Below are 24,128 nucleotides of genomic sequence, written 5' to 3'. Positions count from 1 at the left end.
TTTCGGGAAGTCTCCTGGGGAGGGGAGCGCATCGTGCGCACAGCAGCAAAGGCCACTCTGGTCGGCGGGGTCTTCGCCGTCATGGTGGGGGGCGCCGGGTACGGCGCGTACAACCTGGTGAACGGCGTCACCGGAGGCGGCGGTTCGGCGGGCGACGGGCCCGCGGCCGCGAGGACGGGGCCGCCCACGAGCGGCGAGGTCGAGGAGACCGCGCGGAAGTTCCTCGCGGCGTGGGCCGACGGCGACGCCCGGCAGGCGGCCGCGTACACGGACAACGCGCAGGCCGCCTCGCTCGCCCTGACCGGCTACCGCGAGGACGCGCACCTGACGAAGGTGAAGCTCACGCCGAAGAAGGCGGCCGGCGCCCGGGTGCCGTTCTCCGTGTCGGCGACGGTGTCGTACAAGGGGAAGAGCAAACCGCTCGCCTACGACTCCGAACTCACCGTCGTCCGCGGGAAGACCACAGGGCGCGCGCTCGTCGACTGGCGCCCCACCGTCGTGCACCCGTCCCTGGAGAAGGGCGACACCCTGGTGACGGGCGAGGCCGCGGCGCCGCCCATCCAGGCCGTCGACCGCGCGGGCACGGTCCTGAACAAGAAGGACTACCCCTCGCTCGGCCCGATCCTGGACCAACTGCGGGCGAAGTACGGCGACACGGCGGGCGGCACGCCCGGCGTGGAGCTGTACGTGCAGCATGAGAACGAGGATGCGGGCACCCGCACGCTGCTCACCCTCGCCAAGGGCAGGCCCGGCAAGCTGCGCACCACGCTCAGCGCGGGCGTGCAGAAGGCCGCCGAGCGGGCCGTCCTGCGCAACGACGAGTCGTCCGTGGTGGCGGTGAAGCCGAGCACCGGTGAGATCCTCGCGGTCGCCAACAACCGTGAGGACGCGTTCAACGCGGCGTTCCTCGGCAAGGTGGCCCCCGGCTCGACGATGAAGATCCTGTCGGCGGCGATGCTCATCGACAAGGGCGTCACCAAGGCGGGCGCCGTCGCGCCGTGCCCGGCGTCGGCGACCTGGCAGAGCCAGACGTTCAAGAACCTGACGGGCATGACGCCGAACGAGTCCGCGACGTTCTCGGAGAGCTTCGCGCGCTCCTGCAACACGACGTTCGTGAAGCTCATCGACGAGGACGGCATCACGGACGAGTCCCTCACCGAGGAGGCGCAGCACAACTTCGGCCTCGGTCAGGACAATTGGAAGGTCGGCGTGCCCTCCTTCGACGGCTCCGTCCCCGCCTCGCCGGGACCCGACCGCGCGGCCAACGCGATCGGCCAGGGCCAGGTCCAGATGAGCCCGCTGAGCATGGCCTCGGTCACGGCGACGGCGATGACCGGCACCTTCCGGCAGCCGGTGATCGTGCCGAAGTCCCTCGACGACCGCGAACTGGCCACCGCGCGCGGCCTGTCCGCGTCCACCGTCCAGCAGCTGCGCCAGATGATGAACCGCACGGCGGTCAGCGGCACCGGGGCGCGCACCATGGCGGGGCTCGGCGCGGACATCGGCGCGAAGACCGGTTCGGCCGAGGTCGACGGGCAGGAGAAGTCGGACAGTTGGTTCACCGGCTACCGGGGCGATGTGGCGGCCGCCGCGATGTCGCAGAGGGGCGGGCACGGCGGCGACGCCGCGGGCCCGATCGTGGCCGAGGTGCTGCGGGCAGGATAACGGCCCGTCAGAAAGGTCGCTCGGCCGGGCGACGAAGTGGTCGAGGGCTTCTCCGTACGCCTCTAAGGTGGCCTTCCGGTGAGGAGCCCCGGGGCTCTGGGGAACTGCGGAGGGTTTGTGGGCAAGCGAAGGCGCGTCACGGAGCGCAAGAGACTCGGCTTCAGGAACGTACGCGTGCATCCGTACGCGCTCGGCGGGGCGGCGGCCGTCGTCGTGTGCGGTGTGGGGGCCGCCGCGTTCGCGCTCTCCGGCTCCGGTTCCGGCGCGGACGGCGCGACCGTCGACGAGAAGCAGGTGGCCACGGGCCCGCCGAAGGCCGCCGAAGTCCGGGCCACGTCGCGGGCGTTCCTCGACGCGTGGGCGAAGGGTGACGCCGCCGAGGCGGCCGCGCTCACCGACGACAGCGCGGCGGCGAAGAAGGCCCTGACGTCGTACCGCAAGGACGGGCACCTCACCGAGGTCGAGCTGATGCCGGGCAGGCGGTCGGGCGCCAGGGTTCCGTTCAAGGCGATGGCCACGGTCTCGTACGAGGGAAAGAACAAGCCCTTCTCGTACGACTCCGAACTCACCGTCGTCCGCAGGAAGAGCGACGGAAAGACGCTGGTCGGCTGGCGGCCCTCCGTCCTGCATCCGGAGCTGGAGGAGGGCGACCGTCTGGTCACCGGCGAGGCGGGCGACCCGCCGATCAAGGCGGTGGACCGGGACGGCGGCGCGCTGACCGCGGCGAAGTACCCCTCGCTCGGCACGGTGTTGGACGGGCTGCGGGAGAAGTACGGCAAGAAGGCGGGCGGCAAGGCGGGCGTCGAGCTGCGCGTGGTGCGGGCGGAGAACGAGAAGAAGTCCGCTTCGGGGGTGACCACGAAGAAGAAGGACGACGCGAAGTCGACGCCCGACAAGACGCTGGTGACCCTCTCCCCCGGCACCCCGGGGACGCTGAAGACCACCTTCAGCGGGAAGCTGCAGTCGGCGGCCGAGCGCGAGACGGCCAAGCGGCAGCGGGCGTCCGTCGTCGTGATCAAGCCGAGCACCGGCGAGATCCTGGCCGCCGCCAACTCCAACCCCACCGGCTTCAACACGGCTTTCCAGGGCTCGCTCGCGCCCGGCTCCACGATGAAGGTCGTGTCGTCGTCGATGCTCCTGGAGAGGAAGCTCGCCGGGGTCGACAAGAAGCACCCGTGCCCCAAGTACGAGACGTACGGCGGCTGGAAGTTCCAGAACGACGACAAGTTCGAGATCAAGGGCGGCACGTTCCGGGCCAGCTTCGCGCGCTCCTGCAACACGGCCTTCATCAGCCAGGCGAAGAAGCTGGAGAACGACTCCCTGACCAAGCAGTCCCAGGAGGTCTTCGGGCTCGGCCGCGACAACTGGTCGATCGGCGTGCCCTCCTTCGACGGCGCGGTCCCTGTGCAGTCGCACGCGCAGATGGCGGCCTCGCTGATCGGGCAGGGCGGGGTGCGGATGAACCCGCTGAACATGGCGTCGGTCTCGGCGACGGTGAAGTCGGGCACGTTCAGGCAGCCCTATCTGGTCTCGCCCGACGTCGACGACCGTACGCTCGCGACGGCGCCGCGCAAGATGTCCGGCGCGACGGCGGCGGCGCTGCGTGACCTGATGCACTACACCGCGGTCGCGGGTACGGCGGTCAAGCCGATGTCGGGCCTCGGCTCCGACACGGGCGCGAAGACCGGCTCCGCGGAGGTCGACGGCCAGAAGAAGCCGAACGGCTGGTTCACCGCGTACCGGGGCGACCTGGCCTCGGCGGCGGTCGTCCAGGCGGGCGGCCACGGCGGCGACTCGGCGGGGCCTGTGGTGCGGGCGATGCTGCTGGCCGGGGGCTGACGGGGAGGTGTCCGGGCGGCCGTGTTCGCGTGAGCGGGGCGGCTGTCCGGTATGCGGATACCTGGTCGCGTGTCCCGTACACGGACCGCTAGCGTGCCGGGCATGAGCGCTACCGAATCGTCAGCCGTCCACCCCCGCTTCGCCGAGGCCCTGCAGGAACTGGGTCTCGGCGAACTTGTCTCCCGGGTCCGCCGCTTCCCCGATCAGACCCGTACCGCCCAGGAGGCGGCCGCGGCCATCGGCTGCGAGCTCAGCCAGATCTGCAAGTCGCTGATCTTCGCGGCAGACGGGGTGCCCGTCCTGGTCCTGATGGACGGCGCCTCGCGGGTCGACCTGGAGCTGGTGCGGCGGGAGCTGGGCGCGGAGAAGGTGACCCGGGCCAAGGCCGACGTCGTCCGGGAGACCACCGGGTACGCGATCGGCGGCGTACCGCCCTTCGGCCACGCCACCAGGACCCGCGTCCTGGCCGACCGCTCCCTGCTCGACCACGACGTGGTGTGGGCGGCGGCCGGCACGCCGTACTCGGTCTTCCCGATGGCGCCCAAGACGCTGATCGCCCACGCGGGCGGCGCGCTGGTGGACGTGCGCGAGACCGCCAAGTGACCCCCCTGGTCGCGGCGGCGGTGCTGCTCGCCGCCGTCACGCACGCCAGCTGGAACGCGATAGCCCACCACATCACGGACAAGCTGGTCGGCTTCACGCTCATCTCCGGCGGCGGCACGCTGATCGGCCTGCTCCTCGCCCCCTTCGTCGCGATCCCCGCGGCCGGGGCCTGGCCCTGCCTGGTCCTCTCCGCGCTCCTGCACGTCGCCTACTACGCCCTGCTGATGCGGTCGTTCAAGCTGGGCGACTTCGGCCAGGCGTACCCCATCGCGCGCGGCACCGCGCCCCTGGTGGTCACCGTCCTCGCCGCCGTCTTCGCCGGGGAGATCCCCGACGGCTGGCAGGCGGCGGGCGTCGCGGTGTCGTGCGCGGGCCTGACGGGGCTCGCCCTGTGGGGCATACGGGGATCGGGACGCCGCCCCGACTGGGCGGCGATCGGCGCGGCGCTCGCGACGGGCGTCTCCATCGCGGCGTACACGGTGGTGGACGGCCTCGGGGTGCGGGCCTCCGGCTCCTCGATGGGGTACATCGCGTGGCTGATGATCCTGGAGGGCATCGCGGTGCCCGTGTACGCGGCGTACCGCTGGCGGGGCGAACTGGTCCCGAAGCTCCGGCCGTTCGCGGTCGTGGGCCTGTTCGGCGCGGCGCTCTCCGTCTCGGCGTACGGCCTGGTCCTGTGGGCCCAGACGAAGGCCGACCTGGCGCCGATCTCCGCGCTGCGGGAGTCCTCGATCATCGTCGGCGCGGCGATCGGCGCGGTCTTCTTCAAGGAGCGGTTCGGGGCGCCGCGGCTGGTCGCCGCGGGGCTGATGGTGGCGGGGATCGGGTTGATGCTGCACGCGGGGTGAGGGGTGGCGGCCCTGCCGGGTGACCCGACTCCGGTCGGTTCGGGGCCGGTTGACCGCGGGGTCAGCTCACCGCCGCCTGCCCGAGGGGCAGTCGGGCGCAGCGGCGGCAGGCGCGGGCCGATGCCGCCACCACGGCGTGCGAGGCGGCGGCCAGCACTCCGGCGCAGGCGAGCAGGGGCCAGTTCGTGGCCAGGCCCGCGGCGGTGGCGAGCGCGAGCGTCGCGACGGCCATGGCGACGCTCGCGGTGGTGCCGGACCAGGCGACCACGAGCGGCAGCCTGCGCGGCGTCGGCAGCCGGCGCGCGAGGGTGCCCGTGACGGCGAGGGCCGCCGCGGCGAGCAGTGCGGCGAGGGTCGCGACGAAGGCCAGGTGGACGGCCAACAGCTGTGCGGTGTCCGGCAGTTGCCGGCCCCGGCCGTCGCCTCCGGTGCGGGCCAGATACCAGCAGGCGACCAGGAAGGGCGCGGTGAGCGCGACGGTCCGCGCGGTGTGCCGGGCCTGCGCGACGGTCAGTTCGCGCTGACAGCCGGGGGCGATCTCGTCGACGGTCCCGAACTCCCGTACGGCCCTACGGGCGGCGTCCTCCCGGGTCATGCCGTCGTCGGCATGGGCGTCGGCCATGTCCGCGAGACCGTCCCGCATCTCCCCGATCAGCCGGGCCTTGGCGCGGGCCGGGCCGTGCAGGGCGGCGGCCAGGGCGTCGATGTGCTCCTCGACGGGACCGGGGTTCATGTGGCGAGTCCGGGCCGCGCGGGGCCGGGGTTCAGAACCGAGCCGATCGCCGCGGTGAACTCGCTCCAGGCCGCCCGCTCACCGGCGAGGGTGGCGCGGCCCGCGTCCGTGAGTTCGTAGCAGCGGCGGCGGCGTTCGCCCGCGGCCTCCTGCCAGCTGCTGCTCAGCAGGCCCAGGCGTTCGAGCCGGTTCAGGGCCGGATAGATCGTGCCCGTCCGCAGTTCGAGCGCGCCTCCGCTGCGGCGCTGCACCGCGACGATGATCGCGTACCCGTGCAGCGGCCCCTGTTCCAGCACGGCCAGCAGCAGTCCGTCCAGGTGCCCTCGCACCGCATCCGCCTTCATGGAGAGGCAGCCTACCCAAAGGAGGCGTAGGCAGTGTATGTATTGGCAGCCAACATATTTGCGTTGGCTGCCAACGCAAGCACGTCAAGCGTGCGGTTCTGTTCCGGAGGTCCCGCGGTGACCAAGCTGCTGCTGTCCGTCCATGTCCTGGTGGCGATCCTTGCCGTGGGGTCGATCACCGTGGCCGCGTCGATGTTTCCGCGGTACGCGCAGCGGGCGTTGGGGGGTGAGGGGGCGGTGGACCGCGGCGCGGAACCGGGGGATGACACGGAACCGCGAGGCGGTCGGGCCGCCGACGTCGCCGCGCTCCTGCACCGGATCTGCCGCGGCTACGCCCTCGCGGGCCTCGCGGTGCCGGTGTTCGGCATCGCCACGGGCGCGCGGCTCGGCGTCCTCACCGACGCCTGGCTGATCGCCTCGCTGCTCCTGACGACGATCGCTGCGGTACTCCTCGGGGTGGCGATCCTGCCGGGGCAGCGGGGGTTGCTGGAGCTGGCGGACGGGACCGGCGGGGCCCGGGTGGACGGGGACGGCGGGAAGTCCGCCGCTGAGACTGCGCGCCCCGCGGTGGCCCGTCTGCACATGCTGACCGGTGTCTTCAACGTCCTGTGGGCGACGGTGACGGTCCTCATGATCGTCCGCCCCGGCTCCACGACGGGAGCGTGAGCGCCGTGCGCGTTCTCCGCGTCGGGGCGGGCGTGGAAGCCGCGTCCCTGGTCCTCCTCCTGCTCAACCTGCTCACCGTCCACGCGAAGCCGCTCTCCTCGCTGCTCGGCCCTCTGCACGGCACCGCGTACCTCGTCGTCATCGCGGCGACGTGGATGCTCCCGGCGACGGCCTCGCCGACTTCGCCGGGCACGAGGTGGCGCGCGCTGGTCCCGGGGATCGGCGGCCTGCTGGTCCTGCGCCGGGTCGACCGGGCCGACCGGGCCGAGAAGGCGTCCGCGCGGACGAACCCCTGACGCGCACCGACGGGCCTCTGGCTCACGGCGCTCGGCCAGGACTTCGACCTGGTCCGGGCAACGGGCTGGGAGAACGGGGCGAACACCTTCCTCGCCCCGGTCCTGGGTCTGCCGCGGCTGCCGGTCATACGTTTCCCGCCTGCGCCGTTCGACCCCGCGGAGAAGGTCCCGGCCACAGCGGCCTTCACCGGCGCCCGCCCCGGGGCCTGGAGAGGAAGACGGTCGACGAGCTCCATGCCTGGCGAACGCGCCTGTGAGCGGTGCGGGCACGTCACGCCGGACCGGCACCCCCGAGGCTCTCCGTGACGCCCACCGCGTCGCGCGGAGAGCGGTGCGCGCGGCTGCCGCCGAGTCCTGACGGGCCGAACCACCCCCGCCGCTACAAAACCCCCCGCACCGCCGCCACCAACGCCTGCGCCCGCGGGTCCGCCGTGACCCCCTTGTTCATGCCGTTCGTGACGTAGCCGAAGGACAGGGATGCCTCCGGGTCGGCGAAGCCCAGGGCGCCGCCGCGGCCGGGATGGCCGAAGGAGCCCGGGGCCAGCAGCGGCGAGGCCGCGCCGTGCAGCATGTAGCCGAGGCCGAAGCGGGTGTTCACGACCAGGACGCGGTCGGGGCCCGCCGACGCCTCGCCCCGGGCGAGCTCCACGGTCTCCGGGGTGAACAGCCGCCGCCCGCCGTCCACTTCGCCGATCAGCGCGGCGTAGAAACGGGCGAGTCCGTCCGCCGTGGCGATGCCGTTGGACGCGGGCAGGGCGGCCGCCCGGTACGCCGGGTCGTTCTCGTCGGGGAGGGGGTCGATCGCGCCGAAGGCCCGGCGGGTCAGCGACTCGGGGTCGGCGTAGGCCTGCGCCACGCTCCGCTTCGGCCGCAGCTTCAGCCCTCCCGCCGCGACCGGCGGCTCGATGCGCCCCACCCGGCCGGCCCGCCCCGCCTCCGCCTCGGGCACCCCGACCCACAGGTCGAGCCCCAGCGGCCCCGCGATCTCCTGGGCGATCCACTCCCCCATCGGCCTGCCCGTCACGCGCCGCACCAGCTCACCGGTGAGCCAGCTGTACGTCTGCGCGTGATAGCCGTGCTCCTCGCCCGGCTCCCAGAACGGCCCCTGCGCCGCGACCGCCGCCGCACCGAGGTCCGGGTCCAGCGCCTCCGCGGGCGTCAGCGGACGGTCGAGGGCTGGAACGCCCGCCCGGTGCGCGAGCACGTCCCGCACCAGGACCCCCTCCTTGCCCCGCGCCTTGAACTCCGGCCAGCAGGAACCGACCGGCGCGTCCAGGTCGAGCTCCCCGCGCTGGTGGAGCAGGAGCAGCGCGGCCGCCGCCACGCCCTTGGTCGCCGAGCGGACGATCTGCGCGGTGCCGGGCGCCCAGGGAGCGTCGCCGTCGACGTCCTTCGTGCCGCCCCACAGGTCCACGACCTTGTGCCCGTCGCGGTACACGGTCACCGCCGCGCCCCGCTCCCCGCGCTCACTGAAGTTGCGTACGAAGGCGTCGCGCACCGGCTCGTAGCCCGCGGCCACCGTGCCGTGCACCTCACCCGTGACACCTGTGCCCGCCATGACACCTATGACCTCGTCCATGACAAGGCCAACAGCGACCCCGTGCCGTCGATTCCCTATCCTCCCGCCCTCACCGACTTCGGATCGAAGCCGAACGGCAGCTCCAGACGGTGCGCGCCCATCAGCTGCCCGTCGGCGAGCAGCTCCCCCGTCGGCCCGTCCGCCACGATGACGCCGTCGCTGAGGATCAGGGCCCGCGGACAGAGCTCCATCGCGTACGGCAGGTCGTGCGTGACCATGAGGACCGTCACGTCCAACGACCGCAGGATGTCGGCCAGTTCGCGCCGTGACGCCGGGTCGAGGTTGGAGGACGGCTCGTCCAGGACCAGGATCTCCGGCTCCATCGCGAGCACCGTGGCGACCGCGACCCTGCGCCGCTGTCCGAAGGAGAGGTGGTGCGGCGGCCGGTCCGCGAAGGCGGCCATGCCGACCTGCCCGAGCGCCTTCATCACGCGGGCCTCCAGCTCCGGCCCCCGCATCCCGGCCGCCGCGGGCCCGAAGGCCACGTCCTCGCGCACCGTCGGCATGAACAGCTGGTCGTCGGGGTCCTGGAAGACGATGCCGACCCGGCGCCTGATCTGAGCCATGTGCTTCTTGCCGACGGGCAGCCCGGCCACGGTCACGCTGCCCGCGCCGCCGGTCAGGATGCCGTTCAGATGCAGGACGAGGGTCGTCTTGCCCGCGCCGTTCGGCCCGAGCAGTGCCACGCGCTCGCCGCGCCCGACGCGGAAGTCGACGCCGAACAGGGCCTGGTGGCCGTCGGGGTAGGCGAAGGCGAGGCCCGAGACCTCCAGGGAAGCGGGCGTCACGGCGTCCGGGGAAGTGGTGGTCACAGCGTCCATCCCAACAGGCATACGAAGAGCGCGGCGGTCGGCAGGGCCAGCGCGTACGTCCACTGCGCCGGCGAGGCCGTCACCTCGTCGATGACCGGCATCGACCCGGCATAGCCGCGGCTGACCATGGCCAGGTGCACCCGCTCCCCCCTCTCGTACGAGCGGATGAAGAGCGCGCCCGCGGACTTGGCGAGGACGCCCCACTGCCGCACGCCCCGCGCCTCGAAGCCGCGCGACTCCCTGGCGATCTTCATGCGGCGCATCTCGTCGGTGATGACGTCGCCGTAGCGGATCATGAACGAGGCGATCTGGACGAGCAGCGGCGGCAGCTTCAACCGCTGCAGTCCCAGGAGGAGTTCGCGCAGCTCCGTGGTGGAGGCGAGCAACACGGATGCCGCGACGCCGAGCGTGCCCTTGGCCAGGACGTTCCAGGCGCCCCAGAGTCCGTTCACGCTCAGGGACATGCCGAGCACGTCGACACGCTCGCCCTGGGCGACGAACGGCATCAGCACGGCGAACGCCACGAACGGGACCTCGATGAGGAGCCGCTTCAGCAGGAAGCCCGCCGGGACGCGCGCGGCGTACGCGACCGCGGCGAGCAGTACGGCGTAGAGCCCGAAGGCCCACATCGCCTCGCGCGGCGTGGAGACGACCACGACGACGAAGCAGAAGACCGCGGCGAGCTTGGTGTGCGGCGGCAGGGCGTGCACCGGCGAGTTGCCGTGCCGGTAGAGCCGGTGGGCGTGGCCCGCGCCCATCAGAGGGAAGGGGTGCGGCCCGAAGGGCCTCGGTCGGGGGCGGTGGCGGGAGACGGGAGGGCCTGTTCCGATTCCGGCACCGCGGCCGGGGACGCGTCGTTCGTACGGCGACGCCGCAGCGCCCAGAAGACGGCGCTGCCCGCGACGACCGTGACGCCCACGCCGATGACGCCCGCGAGGCCGCCGGACAGGCGCGCGTCGGTGATGTCCTTGACGCCGTAGTCGGCGAGCGGGGAGTCCGCGGTGGCGTGCTCCTCGGCCTTCTTGTCGATGCCCTTGTCGCGGGCGACCTTCTCCAGGCCGTCGGGGTTCGCGGAGGCGTAGAAGGAGACAAAGCCGGCGAGGACGAGGGAGGTGACGATGCCGGCGATCCACACCGTGCGCGTGGAGCGGGGGGCGACGGGCACCGGCTCGGCGGCGGGCGCGTCCACCAGCTCCCCGCCGACGCGCAGCTTGAGCGGCTGGGTCAGTCCGCGCGCCCCGTGCACGAGATCGGGGCGTACGGCAATGACGGCACCCACGGTGAGCGCGGTGATGGCGGCCTCGCCGATGCCGATGAGGACGTGGACGCCGACCATGGCGGTGGCGACCTTGCCGATCGACACGTCGGTCGTGCCGCCGAGGGCGTAGACGAAGGTGAAGGCGACCGCGGCGGCGGGCACGGAGAGCAGCGCCGCGACGAAGGAGGCGACGGTGACGGAGCGGCGCTTCCTGGGGAGCACCTTCACCAGGCCGCGGAAGACGAGGTACGCGACGACGGTCGTGACGATCGCCATGTCGGAGATGTTCACGCCGAGCGCGGTCAGGCCGCCGTCCGCGAAGAGGACGCCCTGCATGAGCAGGACGACGGAGACGCAGAGCACGCCGGTGAAGGGCCCGACGAGTATCGCGGCGAGCGCGCCACCCAGCAGATGCCCGCTGGTACCTGCCGCGACGGGGAAGTTCAGCATCTGCACGGCGAAGATGAAGGCGGCGACGAGACCGGCCAGCGGGGCGGTGCGCTCGTCCAGTTCACGCCGTGCGCCCTTGAGGCTGACGGCTACGGCGCCCGCGGCGACGACCCCGGCGGCGGCTGAAACAGGTGCGTTGATGAATCCGTCGGGGACATGCATGCGCGCGCTCCTGGGCAGGGGCCCTGGACAGGGCGAACCGCTCGTGAACCGTTCGAGGTGGACGGTTCAATGATGTGGCTTGTTGCAAACGGCTTGCAAGAGCGCGTCGGTTCCGATAGAGCAAAGCCCATCCGGGGCGGATCTCGGTACATATGGGACATTAGGGAGTGGAGTGCCCGCACGGATGAGGAGTTCAGCGATGTCCGCAGTCGAGCAGTACGCACGCGCCCATCTCGTCACGGACTCCTCCGAGGGCCACCGGGCCGTCCCCGTCGTCCTGCACTACGACCCGGAGGCCGACCCGCACGCGGTGCGGGTCGGCCTCCCCGGTTCCCACGACCGGGTGTTCGCCCGCGGGCTCCTGGAAAAGGGGATGCGGGCCCCCACCGCCGCGGGCGACGTACACGTATGGCCGTGCGGCCGGGTCCAGACGGTGGTGGAGTTCCACGAACAGGACGGGGTGACGGTGGTCCAGTTCGACGCCTCGGCCTTGATCCGCTTCCTGCGCCGCACCTACGCCACGGCCGCCCCCGTCACACACTGAGGCGGGGGCGACGAAGAGGCGCACGCCGTGGCGCTTCTCCCCGCCGCCCCCGCCTCGGGACGACCATCCGGCTCAGACCCGCGCCAGCTCCCGATCACCGTCAGGATCCTGGTCCCGGTCCGCCGCCTTCTCCTCCGCGGAACGCAGGCCCTCGCCCTCCACGTCCACGTTCGGCAACGCCCGGTCCAGCCACCCCGGCAGCCACCACGCCTTCCGCCCCAGCAACGCAAGCACCGCCGGCACCAACGCCATACGCACCACGAACGCGTCGAAGAACACCGCGATCGCCAGACCGAAACCGATCATCTTCACCATCTGCTCCGACGAGCCGATGAAGCCCGCGAAGACCGCGATCATGATGACGGCCGCCGCCGAGACCACCCGGGCCCCGTGCCGGAAGCCGGTCACGACCGCCTGGCCGGGGCGCTCCCCGTGGACGTACGCCTCACGCATGCGCGTCACCAGGAAGACCTCGTAATCCATCGCGAGGCCGAAGACGACGCCCACCATGAAGATCGGCATCATCGACATGATCGGGCCGGTCTGCTCGACGCCGAAGAGCGAGCCGAGCCAGCCCCACTGGAAGACCGCGACGACCGCGCCGAGGGCCGCGAGGACCGAGAGCAGGAAGCCGAGCGCCGCCTTGAGCGGGACGAGGATCGAGCGGAAGACGACGATCAGGAGCAGGAAGGCCAGGCCCACGACCAGCGCCAGATAGGGCAGCAGGGCGTCGTTCAGCTTCTGCGAGACGTCGATGTTCATGGCCGTGGTGCCGGTGACCATGATGTCGGCGCCGGTGTCGGACTTGATCGTCGAGCCGGTGTCACGGATCGAGTGGACCAGGTCCTCCGTCTCGATGCCGCTCGGCTTCGAGGACGGCACGACGCTGATGATCGCGGTGTTGCCCGTTTTGTTGAGCATCGGCGGGGCGACCGTCAACACGTCGTCGAGGCCCGAGATCGTCTTGGTGATCCGCTGCGCCGCCGCCTTCGGGTCGTCGGCGCCTTCGAGGTCGCCGACCACCATCAGCGGGCCGTTGAAGCCGGGCCCGAAGCCCTCCGACACCAGGTCGTACGCCTTGCGCTGCGTCGTGGACGTCGGCTGCGCACCGTCGTCCGGCAGGCCCAGCTCCAGCTTCGAGACCGGCAGCGCCGCCGCGCCGAGCCCCACGATGCCGACCAGCAGCACGGCGACCGGACGCCGGACCACGAAGCGGGCCCACCGCGTGCCCATGTTCTGCTTCTCGGCGCCGGCGCCCTCGGCGTCGCCCGCCTTCTTGCGGCCACCGCCGAACAGCCTGCTCTTCTCGCCCATGGGCAGCACCCGCTTGCCCGCGTACCCCAGCAGCGCCGGGATGAGCGTGAGCGCGATCAGGACGGCGATGACGACCGTGCCGGCCGCCGCGAAGCCCATCTTGGTGAGCATCGGGATGTTGACCACCGCGAGGCCGACCAGCGCGATGACCACGGTGAGTCCGGCGAAGACGACCGCCGATCCCGCGGTCCCGACGGCCCGGCCCGCCGCCTCCTCGCGGTCCCGCCCCTCGGCGAGTTCACCGCGGTAGCGCGAGACGATGAAGAGCGCGTAATCGATGCCGACCGCGAGGCCGATCATCATGGCGAGCGTCGACGTGGTGGTGCCGAGGTCCAGCGCGTTGGCGAGCGCGGTGATGGACGAGACGCCGATGCCGACGCCGATCAGCGCGGTGATCAGCGGAAGCCCCGCCGCGACCAGCGAGCCGAAGGTGATGACGAGGACGACCGCGGCGATCGCGATGCCGATGATCTCGGTGGCCCCGGTCTCCGGCATGGCCGTCAGCGCGTCGCCGCCGACCTCGACCGTGAGCCCGGACTCCCGCGCGTTGTCGGTGGTCTTCTCCAGCGCCTCACGGTCGTCGTCGGTCAGCTCCATCGCGGTGACCTTGTACGAGACCGACGCGTACGCCGTGGAGCCGTCCTTGCTGACCGTCTTGGCCTGGAAGGGGCTGTCCGCACGGGCCACGTGCTCCGAGCCGGACCTGAGGGCGGCGACGGTCTTGTCGATCTCCGCCTTGTTGGCCGGGTCCGTCACCTTCTCCCCGCCCGGGGCCTTGAAGACGACGCGGGCACTGGCCCCGTCGGCGCTGGCCTCGGGGGCCCGCTTCTCCAGCAGGTCGAAGGCCTTCTGCGCCTCCGTGCCGGGAATCGAGAAGGAACTGGACGCGGCGGTGGGCGCCGACGCCGCGCCGACCCCGGCGAGCGTCAGGAGCGCCACCCAGATCAGGGCGACGAAGTGCCGTCGCCGGAAGGCGAGTTTGCCGAGTTTGTAGAGGAAAGTGGCCACGGAGGCGTACTCCCGGTCAGGTCGTGGTGGTGCGGGGCAAGGGTGATCAGCCCGACGACGTGAGCGGTCGCGTCAGGTACGGGGGGTGTTGCGGGGGTGTTGCTGTCTACGGGTTACAGGGGGTACGGGGACTCAGACGCCGAGGGCGGGGAGGATCACGGCATCGATGTACGAGGCGAGGAACTCGCGGTCGACCGGGCGGTCCTCGATGAGGTCCCGGGCGGCGAAACCGCCGACCATCATGTGGACGACGTACTCCAACGCCGGGTTGTCCGCGGCGACTTCGCCGCGCTCCACCGCCCTGCGCATCAGGTCGTTGAGACCGGTGAGCTCCGGCTCGATGAGCAGGTTCCGCAGCGCCTGGTGGAGTTCGGGGTTGTCGTGGATCGCATGGAACAGACCCCGCATCAGCGCGGCGTCCTTCTCCATCTGGCAGTCGTCCGAGCGGGCCACCATCTCGTACAGGTCGCCGCGCAGCGACCCGGTGTCGATGTCCGCCAGGGAGGCCGGCTTGTTGTGCCGCAGCGCCCTGGCGATCAGCTCCGGCTTGCTCCCCCACTGGCGGTAGAGGGTGGCCTTGCTGGACCGCGTGCGGGTGGCGACGGCGTCCATCGTCAGGGCGTCGTAACCGACCTCGCGGAGCAGGTCGAGCACGGCCTCGTACAGCTCGGCCTCGCGCTCGGGCGTGATCCTGCTGCGCCGCGTCGACGCCGACTCGGCCATGATCCGCACCTCCTGCTCGGCCTACCGCTCGGGAACGAAACGGTTTCGTACGCGACGACTGTATCCCCTCCCCTTAACGAAACGAAACGGTTTCGTACGTGTGCTGCGCCACAAGTTGCCGGGGTCCGTCCCCCGGAAAAGCATGGTGAGGTGACCGACGCGCGCGACGAAGCCCAGGACGCCAGTGCTCCGGACGCCGGTGCTCCGGACGACCACGCCTACCTGCGTTTTCCCCACCTCAGCGGCGACCGCCTCTGCTTCGCCGCCGAGGACGACCTGTGGGTGGCCCCCCTCACCGCCGAGGGCGCCCCGGCAGGACGGGCCTGGCGGCTGACCGTGGACCGCACCAAGGTCAGCCACCCCCGCTTCTCGCCCGACGGCCGCCACATCGCGTACACGACCTGGCGCAGCCTCGACCCGGAGATCCACCTCGCCCCGGTGGACGGCGGGCCCTCGCGCCGCCTGACCTACTGGGGCTCCACCGACACCCGGGTCTGCGGCTGGTCGCCCGACGGCGACATCCTCGCCGTCTCCTCGCACGGCCAGCCCTTCTCGTACTTCTGCTGGGCCTACAGCGTGCCCGTCGACGGCTCGCCCGGCGGCAAGCTGCCCTGGGGCCCGGTCTGGGACATCGCGATCACCGACTCCCTCGCCGACGGCGACGCCGAGCGCAAGACCCTGCTCCTGACCGGCAAGCCGCCGCACGAACCCGCCGCCTGGAAGCGCTACCGCGGCGGCGCGACGGGCCGCCTGTGGGTGCACGGCGAGCAGATCCTCGGCGACCTCGACGGGCATCTGGACGCGCCGATGTTCGTCTCCGGACGCATCGCCTTCCTCTCCGACCACGAGGGCGTCGGCAACCTCTACTCCTGCCTGCCCGACGGCACCGACCTGCGCCGCCACACCGACCACGACGCCTTCTACGCCCGGCACGCGTCCAGCGACGGGACGCGCGTCGTCTACCAGTGCGCGGGCGAGATCTGGCTGGTCGACGACCTCACCGCCGACTCCGTGCCGCGCAGGCTCGACGTGCGGCTCGGCGGCCCGCGCACCGGGCGGCGCGTCTACCAGGTGCCGGCCGCGCAGCACGTCGACGCGCTCTCCGTGGACACCACGGGGCGGGCCAGCGCCGTGGTCGTGCGCGGCTCCCTGTACTGGCTCACCCACCGGGACGGCCCGGCCCGCACCATCGTCGACACCCCCGGCGTGCGCGTCCGGCTGCCCGAGATGCTCGGCACCGGCGGCCAGGTCGCCTACATCACCGACGCCGAGGGCGAGGACGCCGTCGAGATCGCCTATCTGCCGCGCGCCAGCGGCGACCGCGAGCCGCGCAGGCTCGCGAGCGGCGAGCTCGGCCGCGTCCAGGAACTGGTCTCCGACCCGGACGGCGAACGCCTCGCCATCGCCTCGAACGACGGCCGCCTCCTCCTGATCGACGCCACGGAGGACTCCGACGGCGAGGTCACCGAGCTGATCCGCTCCATCAACGGGCCCGTCCGCGACCTCGCCTTCTCCCCCGACGGCGCCTGGCTGACCTGGTCGCACCCGGGCATCGGCCGTTCGCTCCGGCAGATCAAGATGGCCCGCATCACGGACCGGACCATCGTCGACGTCACCAACGGCCGCTTCGAGGACGAGAACCCCGTCTTCACCCGCGACGGCCGCTATCTCGCCTTTCTCTCCTGGCGCGGCTTCGACCCCGTCTACGACGTGCACACCGGAGACCTGTCCTTCCCCCTCGGCTGCCGCCCCTACCTCGTACCCCTGTCGTCCGCGACGCCGTCCCCCTTCGCGCTGCTGCCCGACGGGCGCCCGGCGACCGGCGGCCTCGACCCGGACGAGAGCGGCGCGGGCGACGGCACGACGACCGTCGAGGCCGAGGGCCTGGAGGCGCGGGTCACGCCCTTCCCGGTCACCGCCTCGAAGTACTCCGCCCTCTACCCCGTCAGCGACGGCGGCCTGGTCTGGCTGCGGTGGCCGATCTCCGGCGCGCTCGGCGAGACCTTCGCCAACCCCGCCGACACCTCGGGCCGCCCCACCCTCGAGTACTTCAACATCACCAAGACGAAGAAGTCCCAACTCGTCGACCACCTCGACTGGTTCGCGCTCAGCGGCGACGGAACCCGGCTCGTGGTCGTCGACGACGGCGACCTGAGCGCCATGCCCTCCACCGAACAGGGCGACAGCGACTCGACCGTCTGGATCGACCTGCGCCGCATCCTGCACGAGGTCGACCCGGCCGCCGAGTGGCGCCAGGCCTACGACGAGGCGGGCCGCATCATCCGCGCCTACTTCTGGGAGCCGCAGATGTGCGGCATCGACTGGGACGCGGTGCTCGCGCAGTACCGTCCCCTCGTCGAACGCGTCGCGTCCCCCGACGAGTTCGCGGACCTCCTGCGCGAGGTCCTCGGCGAGCTGGGCACGTCGCACGCGTACGTGTCCCCCTCGCGCCGCAACGAGGGCCCGCCCCACTACCAGCGCGCCATGGGCCTGCTCGGCGCCAATCTCGTACGCAGGGACGACGGCTGGATGGTCAAGCGGATCCTGCCCGGCGACTCCTCCGACTCCAAGGCCCGCTCGCCGCTGGCCGGCGCGGGCATCCGCGAGGGCGCGATCCTCACGCACGTCGACGGCCGCGCGGTCGACCCGGTGACCGGCCCCTACCCGCTGCTCTCGGCCGCGGGCGGCACGACGGTCGAGCTCACCTTCCAGCCCGCGGAGGGCGAGGGGCGGGCCCGCAGGGTCGCGATCGTGCCGCTGATCAACGAGAGGCCCCTGCGCTACCAGGACTGGGTGGCCAAACGCCGGGGCGTGGTGCGGGAGTTGAGCGGCGGCAAGTGCGGCTACCTCCACATCCCCGACATGGGCGGCTCCGGCTGGGCCCAGTTCAACAGGGACCTGCGCCTGGAGGTGTCGAGGCCCGCCCTGATCGTGGACGTGCGCGGCAACGCGGGCGGACACATCAGCGAACTGGTCGTCGAGAAGCTGACCCGCAAGATCATCGGCTGGGACCTGACACGGAACGCCCAGCCGGTGTCGTACGCCTCGAACGCGCCCCGCGGCCCCGTGGTCGCCCTCGCCGACGAGGCGACGTCCTCCGACGGCGACATGATCACGGCGGCGTTCAAACTGCTCGGGCTCGGCCCGGTGGTCGGCCAGCGCACCTGGGGCGGCGTCGTCGGCATGACGGGGCGGCACACCCTCGGCGACGGCACGGTGATCACGGTGCCGATGAACGCGGGCTGGTTCGACGCGTACGGCTGGGCGGTGGAGAACCACGGCGTGACCCCGGACCTGGAGGCCCTGCGCACCCCGCTCGACTGGGCGGAGGGGCGGCACGCCCAACTCGACGACGCGGTAAGGCTGGCGCTCGACCTCCTGGAGCAGCACCCGGCCTCCGTGCCGCCCTGCTACGCGAACGTCCCCGACCGCCGCAGGCCGCCGCTGCCACCGCGTGCGTGACCGCCCTCGTCACCGCCCGTCACTGATCGAAATGCGAGGTATGTCCGTGCGTGTCAGTCTGGTCGAGGCCCAATCCCCTCACCCAACATCGGGAGTGAATCGCATGGGCATCAAGGACCAGTTCCAGGACAAAGCTCAGGACCTCGCCAACAAGGCCAAGGACGCCATGGGCGACAAGGACGAGGCGCGCGAGCGTGCCTCGCAGGCCCAGGACGAGGCCCGTGACCGTGCCTCGCAGGCCCCTGACCAGGCCCGGGAAGCGGCGCAGGAGCAGCAGGACAAGTTCAACCAGGACTACGACGCCTGACGCTGCGCCATGCTTGCGCGAAGGAGGCCCCCCGGGACGCCGGGGGGCCTCCTGCGTATGTCGTCCGCGCGCCGGACGTGGCTGATCGCGCGGTTCCCCGCGCCCCTTGCGGGGCACGAACTCCGGCTCAACTCCGGCCGCGCACCGCCTCGTCCGCGGAACCCCCCGCCCCGACAAGGCCCGTGGAGACCGAGCCGAGCCGCGGCTCGAAGCGCCGCATCTCGCGCTGGCCCACCGACCCGATGACCCCCGGCAGATAGCCGCGGATGCCCTGCATGCCCCGCAGCCACCACTGCGCGTACACATGGCTGGAGCGGCGCTCGATGCCGGCGACGATCCGGTCCACCGCGGGACCCAGCGGATACGTCTTGTTGGCGGGCCACGGCAGCCGCTGCCGCAACTCCCGCATCACGTCGTCCTGGTCGGCGCCCCGCACCATGTCGGTGTCCGTCCAGGACAGATAGCCGACGCCGACCTTGACGCCCTTGTAGCCGACCTCGGCCCGCAGGGAGTGCGCGTACGCCTCGACACCCGACTTCGACGCGCAGTACGCCGTCATCATCGGCGTCGGCGTGATCGCGGCGAGCGAGGCGATCTGCAGCAGATAGCCGCGGCTCTCCATCAGGACGGGCAGGAAGGCGCGGCCGGTCACCGCGCTGCCTATGAGGTTCACCTCGATGACGCGGCGCCACGCGTCCGGGTCGGAGTCCAGGAACGGACCGCCGCCGGCGACGCCCGCGTTGGCGACGACGACGTCGACCTTCCCGAAGCGCTCCTTGACCTCCTGGGCAACCCGCGCCATCGCCACGTGGTCGGTGACGTCCGCGTGCCAGTGGTCGGACTCGGCGTGCAGCCGCTCCGAGACCTGCTTCAGCTCGTCCGGCTCCAGGCCGACGAGCGCGACCTTCGCGCCGCGCGCCGACAGCTTGCGGGCGAGCAACTCGCCGACCCCGCGCGCCGCTCCGGTGACGACCGCGACCTGCCCCTCCAGGCTGACCCTGCTCATGCGCCCTCCTTGACCTCTGCGTTCGCCTGCGCGTTCACCTGTACGTACGTCCCGACGAGCTCCCTGATCCGCTCCGTGACGGCCTCCGGCGCCTCGATCGGCGTCATGTGCCCGATCCCGGTCAGCTCGGTGAGCCCCAGGCACTCGGGCAGCGCGGCCGCGAGCCGCCGCGCGTGCGGCACGGGCGTGAGCCGGTCGACCTCGCCCGCCAGGACGGCGGTGGGCACCCGCAACTCCCCCACCTCGACGTCCAGTTGCAGCGTGGCCAGTACGTGCGACCAGCCGTGGCGCACCGGGGCCGGGCAGGCGTGCACGATCCGCGCGCACGCCTCGACCTTCTCCGGGGCCGAACCGGGGCCCATCGTGGCGTACTTGAGCACGCGCCTGGCCACCGGCGTCACGGGCCCGAGCGGCGCGCGCGAGCCGAGGACCGCGCGGGTGATCCGGGTCCGCGGCCGCCCGGCCCGCAGCAGCGGGATCACGGTGGACTCGGCGACCAGGTCCGAACTGCCCGTGCTGCACAGCAGAACGGCGGCCGCGTGCTCACGGAAGGCCTCCCTGCCGCCCGCGGCCATGAGCGTCATGCCGCCCATGGAGTGCCCCACGAGCACGGCCTTCTCACCCGGCGCGAGCGTCTGCGCGAGGACCGCTTCGAGGTCGTCGGCGAGCGCCCGCGTGCTGTAGCCGCCGGGGTCCGCGGGGGCGGCGCTGCGGCCGTGCCCCCGCTGGTCGTACACGATCACCCGGTGGTCGTCGGCGAGGGCGCGCACCTGCGCGGCCCAGAAGGCCGTCGAGCAGGTCCACCCGTGCGCGAGCACCACGGCGGGCGCCCCCTCGGGGCCGTGCACCTCGACGTGGACGCGGGCGCCGTCGGCGGAGACGACGCTCAGTTCACGCGCGGCCACGGGCGGCGCGTAGGGGCCACTGGTGACGTGGGTCAGTCGGCTCATGCGCCCGCCTCGACCTTCTCCGCCGCGCTCTTCCCCCGGCCCGTACCGGACTCGGCCCCGGGTGCCGCCGCCGGCGAGGCGGCCTTCGGCGCCCGCAGCACCTCGTACTCGGAGAGGTCGACGCGGCGCGTGGCCGCCTTGAACTCGGTGGTCGTGCCGGGCCACGCGGTCGTGTTGACGCCGTTCGCGTCGAGGTACCAGCTGTCGCAGCCGCCGGTGTTCCACACGGTGCGCTGCATCCGCCGCTGCATCTGCTCGTTCCAGGCGCGCACGGCGCGGGGCCGGGCGGCGAGCGCGGCGCGGCCGCCGAGCACGTCCAACTGCCGCAAGAAGTCGGCCATGTAGTTCAGCTGGGACTCGATGATCAGGATCATCGAGGAGTTCCCGAGCCCGGTGTTCGGGCCGATGATCGTCATCCAGTTGGGGAAGCCGGCCGCGGTCGTGCCGCGCAGCGCGTTCATGCCGTCCTTCCAGGTCTCCATGAGCGTGAGGCCCTCGTCGCCGATCACGCGGTCGGCGATCGGCATGTCCGTCACGTGGAACCCGGTGCCGAAGATGATCGCGTCGACCTCGGCCTCCGAGCCGTCCGCGGCGACGACGGTGCTGCCGCGCACCTCGCTCAGGCCGCTCGCGACGACGTCGACATTGGGCCGGGAGAGCGCCGGGTAGTAGGTGTTGGACAGCAGGATCCGCTTGCAGCCGATGCGGTACGCCGGCGTCAGCTTGTCCCGCAGCACCGGGTCCTTGATGGCCCGGTACATGTTCCGCTTGGCGAGCTGCTCGACGACGCCGAGCTCGTGGGGCCGCTTGGTGAACGCGTGGACCTGCAGCTCCCTGATGCCCCAGAGCAGTCCGCGCCGGGCGTGCGTGGTGAACGGCAGCTGCTTGTGCAGCCAGCGCTCGACGCCGGTGATGGCACGGTCGGCGCGCGGCAGCACCCACGCGGGCGTGCGCTGGAAGAGCGTGAGCCTGCCGACCTGCTTCTGGATCGCCGGCACGATCTGGATGGCGGAGGCCCCGGTGCCGACCATGGCGACGCGCTTGCCCCGCAGGTCGAAGTCGTGGTCCCAGCGGGCGGAGTGGAAGACCCTGCCGGGGAAGGTGCCGATGCCGGGGATGTCCGGCGTCTTGGGGTCGGAGAGCGGTCCGGTGGCGGAGACGACGACGTCGGCGGTGAGGCTGCCGTTGCTGGTCTCGATCTCCCAGCGCAGTTCGTCGGCGTCCCAGCGCATCCGCGTCACCTCGGTGTTGAGGCGGATGTGCGGGCGCAGCCGGAAGGTGTCGGCGACGCCCTCCAGGTAGTCCCAGATGTACTCCTGGCCGGAGAAGGTGCGCGGCCAGTCGGGGTTCGGCGCGAAGGAGAACGAGTAGAGGTGCGAGGGCACGTCACAGGCGCAGCCCGGATAGCTGTTGTCCCGCCAGGCGCCGCCCACCGCGCCGGCCCGCTCCAGGACGACGAAGTCGGTGATGCCCTCGCGGCGCAGCCGCACGGCGGCCCCGAGGCCCCCGAAGCCGGATCCGATCACCGCCACCCGTACATGCTCCTGCTCGCGCCCCTGCTCAGGGCCACGCTCGCGCTCGGCCATGCCGCCGCCTCCCGAAGTACCCGACTCTGCCAGTAACCACTGGCGCAATTCGGAGAGTAGAACACCTGCGTACTCATGGGTAGGGGCCGGACCGGGGAATGTTACCGGCGGTACAACATAGGCTTCCCACGTGGCAGACCAAAGAGACCGCCCCGCGGGCGAAGGCGGCGTACGCGAGTACCGCATGGAGGAGCTGGCCGGGAAGGCGGGCATCACCGTGCGCACGGTGCGCTTCTACCGCGAGCGCGGGCTGATCCCGCCGCCGCGCCGCGAGGGCCGCATCGCCTGGTACGACGACCACCACCTGGCCAGGCTGCGCACCATCGCCGCCCTCCTGGAGCGGGGCCACACCCTCAGCGGCATCGCCGAACTCTCCGACGCCTTCGACAAGGGCCGCGACGTCGGCGAACTGCTCGGCATGGGCGGCCTGACCGAGGAGCAGCCGGTCCGCCTCACCCCCGAGGAGCTCGCCGACCACTTCGCGGGCGAGGTCACCCCCGAGAACCTCGTCGCCGCCCTCGACCTCGGCTACCTCGGCACCGACGGCGACGAGCTCGTACACATCAGCCGCCGCCTCCTGGACGCCTCATCCACCCTCGTACGCAAGGGAGTTCCCCTGGCGGCCGTCCTGGAGGCAGGTCAGCGCGTACGCGAACACGCCGACGCCATGGCCGAGTTGTTCATCACGATCCTGCGCACCCACCTGCCCGACAGCGCGGAGGTGGACATCGAGCAGCTCCGCCCGGTCGCCAAGAGCGTGGTCGAGGCGGAGCTTTCGATGGCGCTGGACCGCAGGCTCAGCGACCCACCACCCCCCGGCCCCAGTGGCCGTGGCCCAGCGGAATGAACCAACGGGCCTTGTAGATACCGCCGTTGACCAGCTTGTACGCACTCTCGGGCCGATGGACGCTCACCGTCGTCGTCCACCACGTCTCCTCCAGGCCGCTCTCCGGCACGGTGGTGACGACCTGCCCGGTGCGCGGATCGTCGCCGACGGCCTTCACGGACTTGCGGGAGATCTCCGCGGCCCCGGCGAAGTCCCGCACGAAGGCACCGCTGCTCTTCTCGTACTGGAACACGGCCGCGTTGGTCGTCACCCACAGCCGTCCCGGCCGCCCGAGCACCGGGAAGAGGTCGTGCCCGCCGGGCGTCCTGCCCGGCGTCCCGACCGGCAGGCCGACCGCGAAGGTGCGCTTCAGCGTCGGCCGCGCGGCGCTCCCGCCGACCGCGTACGTCACCAACTCGTCGTCACCGACGGCCCAGAGCACGTTGCGCGCACCGTCCCAGTGCAGCCCGTGCGCGCCCTTGAGCTCCGCCTGGGCGTACCGCGTGGCCCGCGGGCCCTGCGAGGCCGCGTACAGCCGCACCAGCGCGCCCGTGCTGCACGCGACGGCCACGTTGCCGTCGGGCAGGATCTCCGCGCTGTGCGGATTGAACAGATCGTCGCCGGGCCCGATCGCCGTGCCCCAGTACCGCCGCCCCGTCGGATGCTCGACGACCGCCACGAACCCGAACGACGCGGTCGTCAGGACGTACGTACGCCGCCGGTGCACGCGCGCCTTCGCCTCGCACGGATACACCCAACTCACGTCGGGGCGCAGGTCCTTGTAGCGCGGATCGCCGAGCGGCGAGAACTGCCACCGCACCGCGGACGGGTCGGCGGCCGGGTCCCAGACGCGCCGCCGCGGATCGAGCACGAGCAGGCGCCTGCTCGCCTGCTCGGTCAGCAGAACGGGCGGCGTGCCGGCGGGGATCCCGCCGTCGCCGCCCGTCGCGTGCGCTCCCGTGGCGGGCAGCGCCGCCGCGATCCCGGCGCCCGCGGCGCCGAGCACCACGGCACGCCTCGAAGGCATGACTGACATGAAGTCCCCCCGGACCCTTGGCAGTTGGTCACGCAACTCGTCATGTACGCGACCGCAATCTGCCACGCGGGGCGGGCCCGGGACAGCCTTCTGCCGGACTTTGTGCCCCGG

22 protein-coding genes are annotated in these 24,128 nt (G+C 72.2%); 10 read left to right on the top strand and 12 right to left on the bottom strand.

What is annotated here, in order from left to right; translation table 11 throughout:
• Positions 1 to 33: 33 nt before the first annotated feature.
• The 4 genes from ACZ4D5_RS31660 to ACZ4D5_RS31645 all read left to right on the top strand — a co-directional run bounded on the left by ACZ4D5_RS31660 (position 34) and on the right by ACZ4D5_RS31645 (position 4,955).
• Entirely contained in the window at positions 34 to 1,665 is a 1,632-nt protein-coding gene (locus ACZ4D5_RS31660) for a penicillin-binding transpeptidase domain-containing protein (RefSeq protein ID WP_467775885.1), read from the top strand.
• Between the two features lie 117 nt (positions 1,666 to 1,782).
• On the top strand, positions 1,783 to 3,504 hold the full coding sequence (locus tag ACZ4D5_RS31655) for a penicillin-binding transpeptidase domain-containing protein (protein ID WP_467775884.1): 1,722 nt from the start codon (positions 1,783 to 1,785) through the stop codon (positions 3,502 to 3,504).
• Between the two features lie 102 nt (positions 3,505 to 3,606).
• Positions 3,607 to 4,107: a YbaK/EbsC family protein gene (locus ACZ4D5_RS31650; protein WP_467775883.1), complete on the top strand. Its 501-nt coding sequence runs from the start codon at positions 3,607 to 3,609 to the stop codon at positions 4,105 to 4,107.
• A complete protein-coding gene (locus ACZ4D5_RS31645) occupies positions 4,104 to 4,955 on the top strand; it encodes an EamA family transporter (protein WP_467775882.1) in 852 nt (283 codons plus the stop codon). Before ACZ4D5_RS31650 ends, ACZ4D5_RS31645 begins: the two co-directional genes overlap by 4 nt.
• Before the next feature lie 61 nt (positions 4,956 to 5,016).
• Here the strand turns inward: ACZ4D5_RS31645 and ACZ4D5_RS31640 are convergent, their stop codons facing one another.
• Positions 5,017 to 5,688 (bottom strand): permease prefix domain 1-containing protein, encoded by a 672-nt coding sequence (locus ACZ4D5_RS31640; RefSeq protein ID WP_467775881.1) that lies wholly within the window; start codon positions 5,686 to 5,688, stop codon positions 5,017 to 5,019.
• Positions 5,685 to 6,032: a PadR family transcriptional regulator gene (locus ACZ4D5_RS31635; RefSeq protein WP_467775880.1), complete on the bottom strand. Its 348-nt coding sequence runs from the start codon at positions 6,030 to 6,032 to the stop codon at positions 5,685 to 5,687. The genes ACZ4D5_RS31640 and ACZ4D5_RS31635 overlap by 4 nt, the downstream gene beginning before the upstream one ends.
• A 117-nt stretch (positions 6,033 to 6,149) precedes the next feature.
• On the opposite strand from ACZ4D5_RS31635, the gene ACZ4D5_RS31630 reads away from it, so the two are divergent.
• Complete coding sequence (locus ACZ4D5_RS31630) at positions 6,150 to 6,698, top strand: hypothetical protein (protein WP_467775879.1); 549 nt, start codon at positions 6,150 to 6,152, stop codon at positions 6,696 to 6,698.
• A 5-nt stretch (positions 6,699 to 6,703) separates the two neighbouring features.
• A complete protein-coding gene (locus tag ACZ4D5_RS31625) occupies positions 6,704 to 6,994 on the top strand; it encodes a hypothetical protein (protein ID WP_467775878.1) in 291 nt (96 codons plus the stop codon).
• A 379-nt stretch (positions 6,995 to 7,373) separates the two neighbouring features.
• Here ACZ4D5_RS31625 and ACZ4D5_RS31620 read toward each other — a convergent pair whose 3' ends face one another.
• Genes ACZ4D5_RS31620 through ACZ4D5_RS31605 form a run of 4 tightly spaced genes read right to left on the bottom strand, consistent with a single transcriptional unit; the run spans position 7,374 to position 11,255 of the window.
• Positions 7,374 to 8,573 (bottom strand): serine hydrolase domain-containing protein, encoded by a 1,200-nt coding sequence (locus tag ACZ4D5_RS31620; protein WP_467775877.1) that lies wholly within the window; start codon positions 8,571 to 8,573, stop codon positions 7,374 to 7,376.
• 35 nt (positions 8,574 to 8,608) lie between these two features.
• A complete protein-coding gene (locus tag ACZ4D5_RS31615) occupies positions 8,609 to 9,394 on the bottom strand; it encodes an energy-coupling factor ABC transporter ATP-binding protein (protein WP_467775876.1) in 786 nt (261 codons plus the stop codon).
• Positions 9,382 to 10,143, bottom strand: a complete 762-nt coding sequence (gene cbiQ / locus ACZ4D5_RS31610) for a cobalt ECF transporter T component CbiQ (protein WP_467775875.1) — start codon at positions 10,141 to 10,143, stop codon at positions 9,382 to 9,384. The genes ACZ4D5_RS31615 and cbiQ overlap by 13 nt, the downstream gene beginning before the upstream one ends.
• Entirely contained in the window at positions 10,143 to 11,255 is a 1,113-nt protein-coding gene (locus ACZ4D5_RS31605) for an energy-coupling factor ABC transporter permease (protein ID WP_467775874.1), read from the bottom strand. The genes cbiQ and ACZ4D5_RS31605 overlap by 1 nt, the downstream gene beginning before the upstream one ends.
• Positions 11,256 to 11,454: 199 nt before the next feature.
• On the opposite strand from ACZ4D5_RS31605, the gene ACZ4D5_RS31600 reads away from it, so the two are divergent.
• Entirely contained in the window at positions 11,455 to 11,799 is a 345-nt protein-coding gene (locus ACZ4D5_RS31600; RefSeq protein ID WP_467775873.1) for an SsgA family sporulation/cell division regulator, read from the top strand.
• Between the two features lie 72 nt (positions 11,800 to 11,871).
• Here the strand turns inward: ACZ4D5_RS31600 and ACZ4D5_RS31595 are convergent, their stop codons facing one another.
• Positions 11,872 to 14,121, bottom strand: coding sequence for an MMPL family transporter (locus ACZ4D5_RS31595; RefSeq protein WP_467775872.1), 2,250 nt, complete (start codon positions 14,119 to 14,121; stop codon positions 11,872 to 11,874).
• A gap of 132 nt (positions 14,122 to 14,253) precedes the next feature.
• On the bottom strand, positions 14,254 to 14,844 hold the full coding sequence (locus ACZ4D5_RS31590; RefSeq protein WP_467775871.1) for a TetR/AcrR family transcriptional regulator: 591 nt from the start codon (positions 14,842 to 14,844) through the stop codon (positions 14,254 to 14,256).
• Positions 14,845 to 15,066: 222 nt separating this feature from the next.
• Here ACZ4D5_RS31590 and ACZ4D5_RS31585 point away from each other — a divergent pair, with 222 nt between their 5' ends.
• On the top strand, positions 15,067 to 18,306 hold the full coding sequence (locus ACZ4D5_RS31585; protein ID WP_467776038.1) for a S41 family peptidase: 3,240 nt from the start codon (positions 15,067 to 15,069) through the stop codon (positions 18,304 to 18,306).
• Positions 18,307 to 18,409: 103 nt separating this feature from the next.
• Positions 18,410 to 18,613, top strand: coding sequence for a hypothetical protein (locus ACZ4D5_RS31580; RefSeq protein WP_467775870.1), 204 nt, complete (start codon positions 18,410 to 18,412; stop codon positions 18,611 to 18,613).
• Positions 18,614 to 18,740: 127 nt separating this feature from the next.
• Here ACZ4D5_RS31580 and ACZ4D5_RS31575 read toward each other — a convergent pair whose 3' ends face one another.
• Genes ACZ4D5_RS31575 through ACZ4D5_RS31565 form a run of 3 tightly spaced genes read right to left on the bottom strand, consistent with a single transcriptional unit; the run spans position 18,741 to position 22,155 of the window.
• Positions 18,741 to 19,619, bottom strand: a complete 879-nt coding sequence (locus ACZ4D5_RS31575) for an SDR family oxidoreductase (RefSeq protein WP_467775869.1) — start codon at positions 19,617 to 19,619, stop codon at positions 18,741 to 18,743.
• Complete coding sequence (locus ACZ4D5_RS31570) at positions 19,616 to 20,569, bottom strand: alpha/beta fold hydrolase (RefSeq protein ID WP_467775868.1); 954 nt, start codon at positions 20,567 to 20,569, stop codon at positions 19,616 to 19,618. Before ACZ4D5_RS31570 ends, ACZ4D5_RS31575 begins: the two co-directional genes overlap by 4 nt.
• The gene (locus ACZ4D5_RS31565; RefSeq protein ID WP_467775867.1) at positions 20,566 to 22,155 is read right to left on the bottom strand and encodes a flavin-containing monooxygenase; all 1,590 of its coding nucleotides are present in this window, start codon (positions 22,153 to 22,155) and stop codon (positions 20,566 to 20,568) included. The genes ACZ4D5_RS31570 and ACZ4D5_RS31565 overlap by 4 nt, the downstream gene beginning before the upstream one ends.
• A gap of 184 nt (positions 22,156 to 22,339) precedes the next feature.
• Here ACZ4D5_RS31565 and ACZ4D5_RS31560 point away from each other — a divergent pair, with 184 nt between their 5' ends.
• Positions 22,340 to 23,002 (top strand): MerR family transcriptional regulator, encoded by a 663-nt coding sequence (locus ACZ4D5_RS31560; RefSeq protein WP_467776037.1) that lies wholly within the window; start codon positions 22,340 to 22,342, stop codon positions 23,000 to 23,002.
• On the opposite strand, the gene ACZ4D5_RS31555 is transcribed toward ACZ4D5_RS31560, so the two are convergent.
• A complete protein-coding gene (locus ACZ4D5_RS31555) occupies positions 22,953 to 24,008 on the bottom strand; it encodes a DUF6528 family protein (protein ID WP_467775866.1) in 1,056 nt (351 codons plus the stop codon). The two genes, ACZ4D5_RS31560 and ACZ4D5_RS31555, sit on opposite strands and share 50 nt — an antisense overlap.
• Positions 24,009 to 24,128: the final 120 nt, after the last annotated feature.

This window comes from Streptomyces sp. NPDC025651, assembly GCF_055558735.1.
The sequence above is the reverse complement of the archived record's forward strand: the minus strand, read 5'-3'. Positions and strand labels throughout refer to the sequence as shown.

What these genes read in the sequence shown, in the direction of transcription:
- ACZ4D5_RS31570 (WP_467775868.1), bottom strand. Translation starts at nt 20,569, where the DNA reads ATGAGCCGACTGACCCACGTCACCAGTGGCCCCTACGCGCCGCCCGTG.
- ACZ4D5_RS31600 (WP_467775873.1), top strand. Translation starts at nt 11,455, where the DNA reads ATGTCCGCAGTCGAGCAGTACGCACGCGCCCATCTCGTCACGGACTCC.
- ACZ4D5_RS31580 (WP_467775870.1), top strand. Translation starts at nt 18,410, where the DNA reads ATGGGCATCAAGGACCAGTTCCAGGACAAAGCTCAGGACCTCGCCAAC.
- ACZ4D5_RS31555 (WP_467775866.1), bottom strand. Translation starts at nt 24,008, where the DNA reads ATGCCTTCGAGGCGTGCCGTGGTGCTCGGCGCCGCGGGCGCCGGGATC.
- ACZ4D5_RS31615 (WP_467775876.1), bottom strand. Translation starts at nt 9,394, where the DNA reads ATGGACGCTGTGACCACCACTTCCCCGGACGCCGTGACGCCCGCTTCC.
- ACZ4D5_RS31605 (WP_467775874.1), bottom strand. Translation starts at nt 11,255, where the DNA reads ATGCATGTCCCCGACGGATTCATCAACGCACCTGTTTCAGCCGCCGCC.
- ACZ4D5_RS31640 (WP_467775881.1), bottom strand. Translation starts at nt 5,688, where the DNA reads ATGAACCCCGGTCCCGTCGAGGAGCACATCGACGCCCTGGCCGCCGCC.
- cbiQ (WP_467775875.1), bottom strand. Translation starts at nt 10,143, where the DNA reads ATGGGCGCGGGCCACGCCCACCGGCTCTACCGGCACGGCAACTCGCCG.
- ACZ4D5_RS31560 (WP_467776037.1), top strand. Translation starts at nt 22,340, where the DNA reads ATGGAGGAGCTGGCCGGGAAGGCGGGCATCACCGTGCGCACGGTGCGC.
- ACZ4D5_RS31650 (WP_467775883.1), top strand. Translation starts at nt 3,607, where the DNA reads ATGAGCGCTACCGAATCGTCAGCCGTCCACCCCCGCTTCGCCGAGGCC.
- ACZ4D5_RS31635 (WP_467775880.1), bottom strand. Translation starts at nt 6,032, where the DNA reads ATGAAGGCGGATGCGGTGCGAGGGCACCTGGACGGACTGCTGCTGGCC.
- ACZ4D5_RS31565 (WP_467775867.1), bottom strand. Translation starts at nt 22,155, where the DNA reads ATGGCCGAGCGCGAGCGTGGCCCTGAGCAGGGGCGCGAGCAGGAGCAT.
- ACZ4D5_RS31620 (WP_467775877.1), bottom strand. Translation starts at nt 8,573, where the DNA reads ATGGACGAGGTCATAGGTGTCATGGCGGGCACAGGTGTCACGGGTGAG.
- ACZ4D5_RS31590 (WP_467775871.1), bottom strand. Translation starts at nt 14,844, where the DNA reads ATGGCCGAGTCGGCGTCGACGCGGCGCAGCAGGATCACGCCCGAGCGC.
- ACZ4D5_RS31575 (WP_467775869.1), bottom strand. Translation starts at nt 19,619, where the DNA reads ATGAGCAGGGTCAGCCTGGAGGGGCAGGTCGCGGTCGTCACCGGAGCG.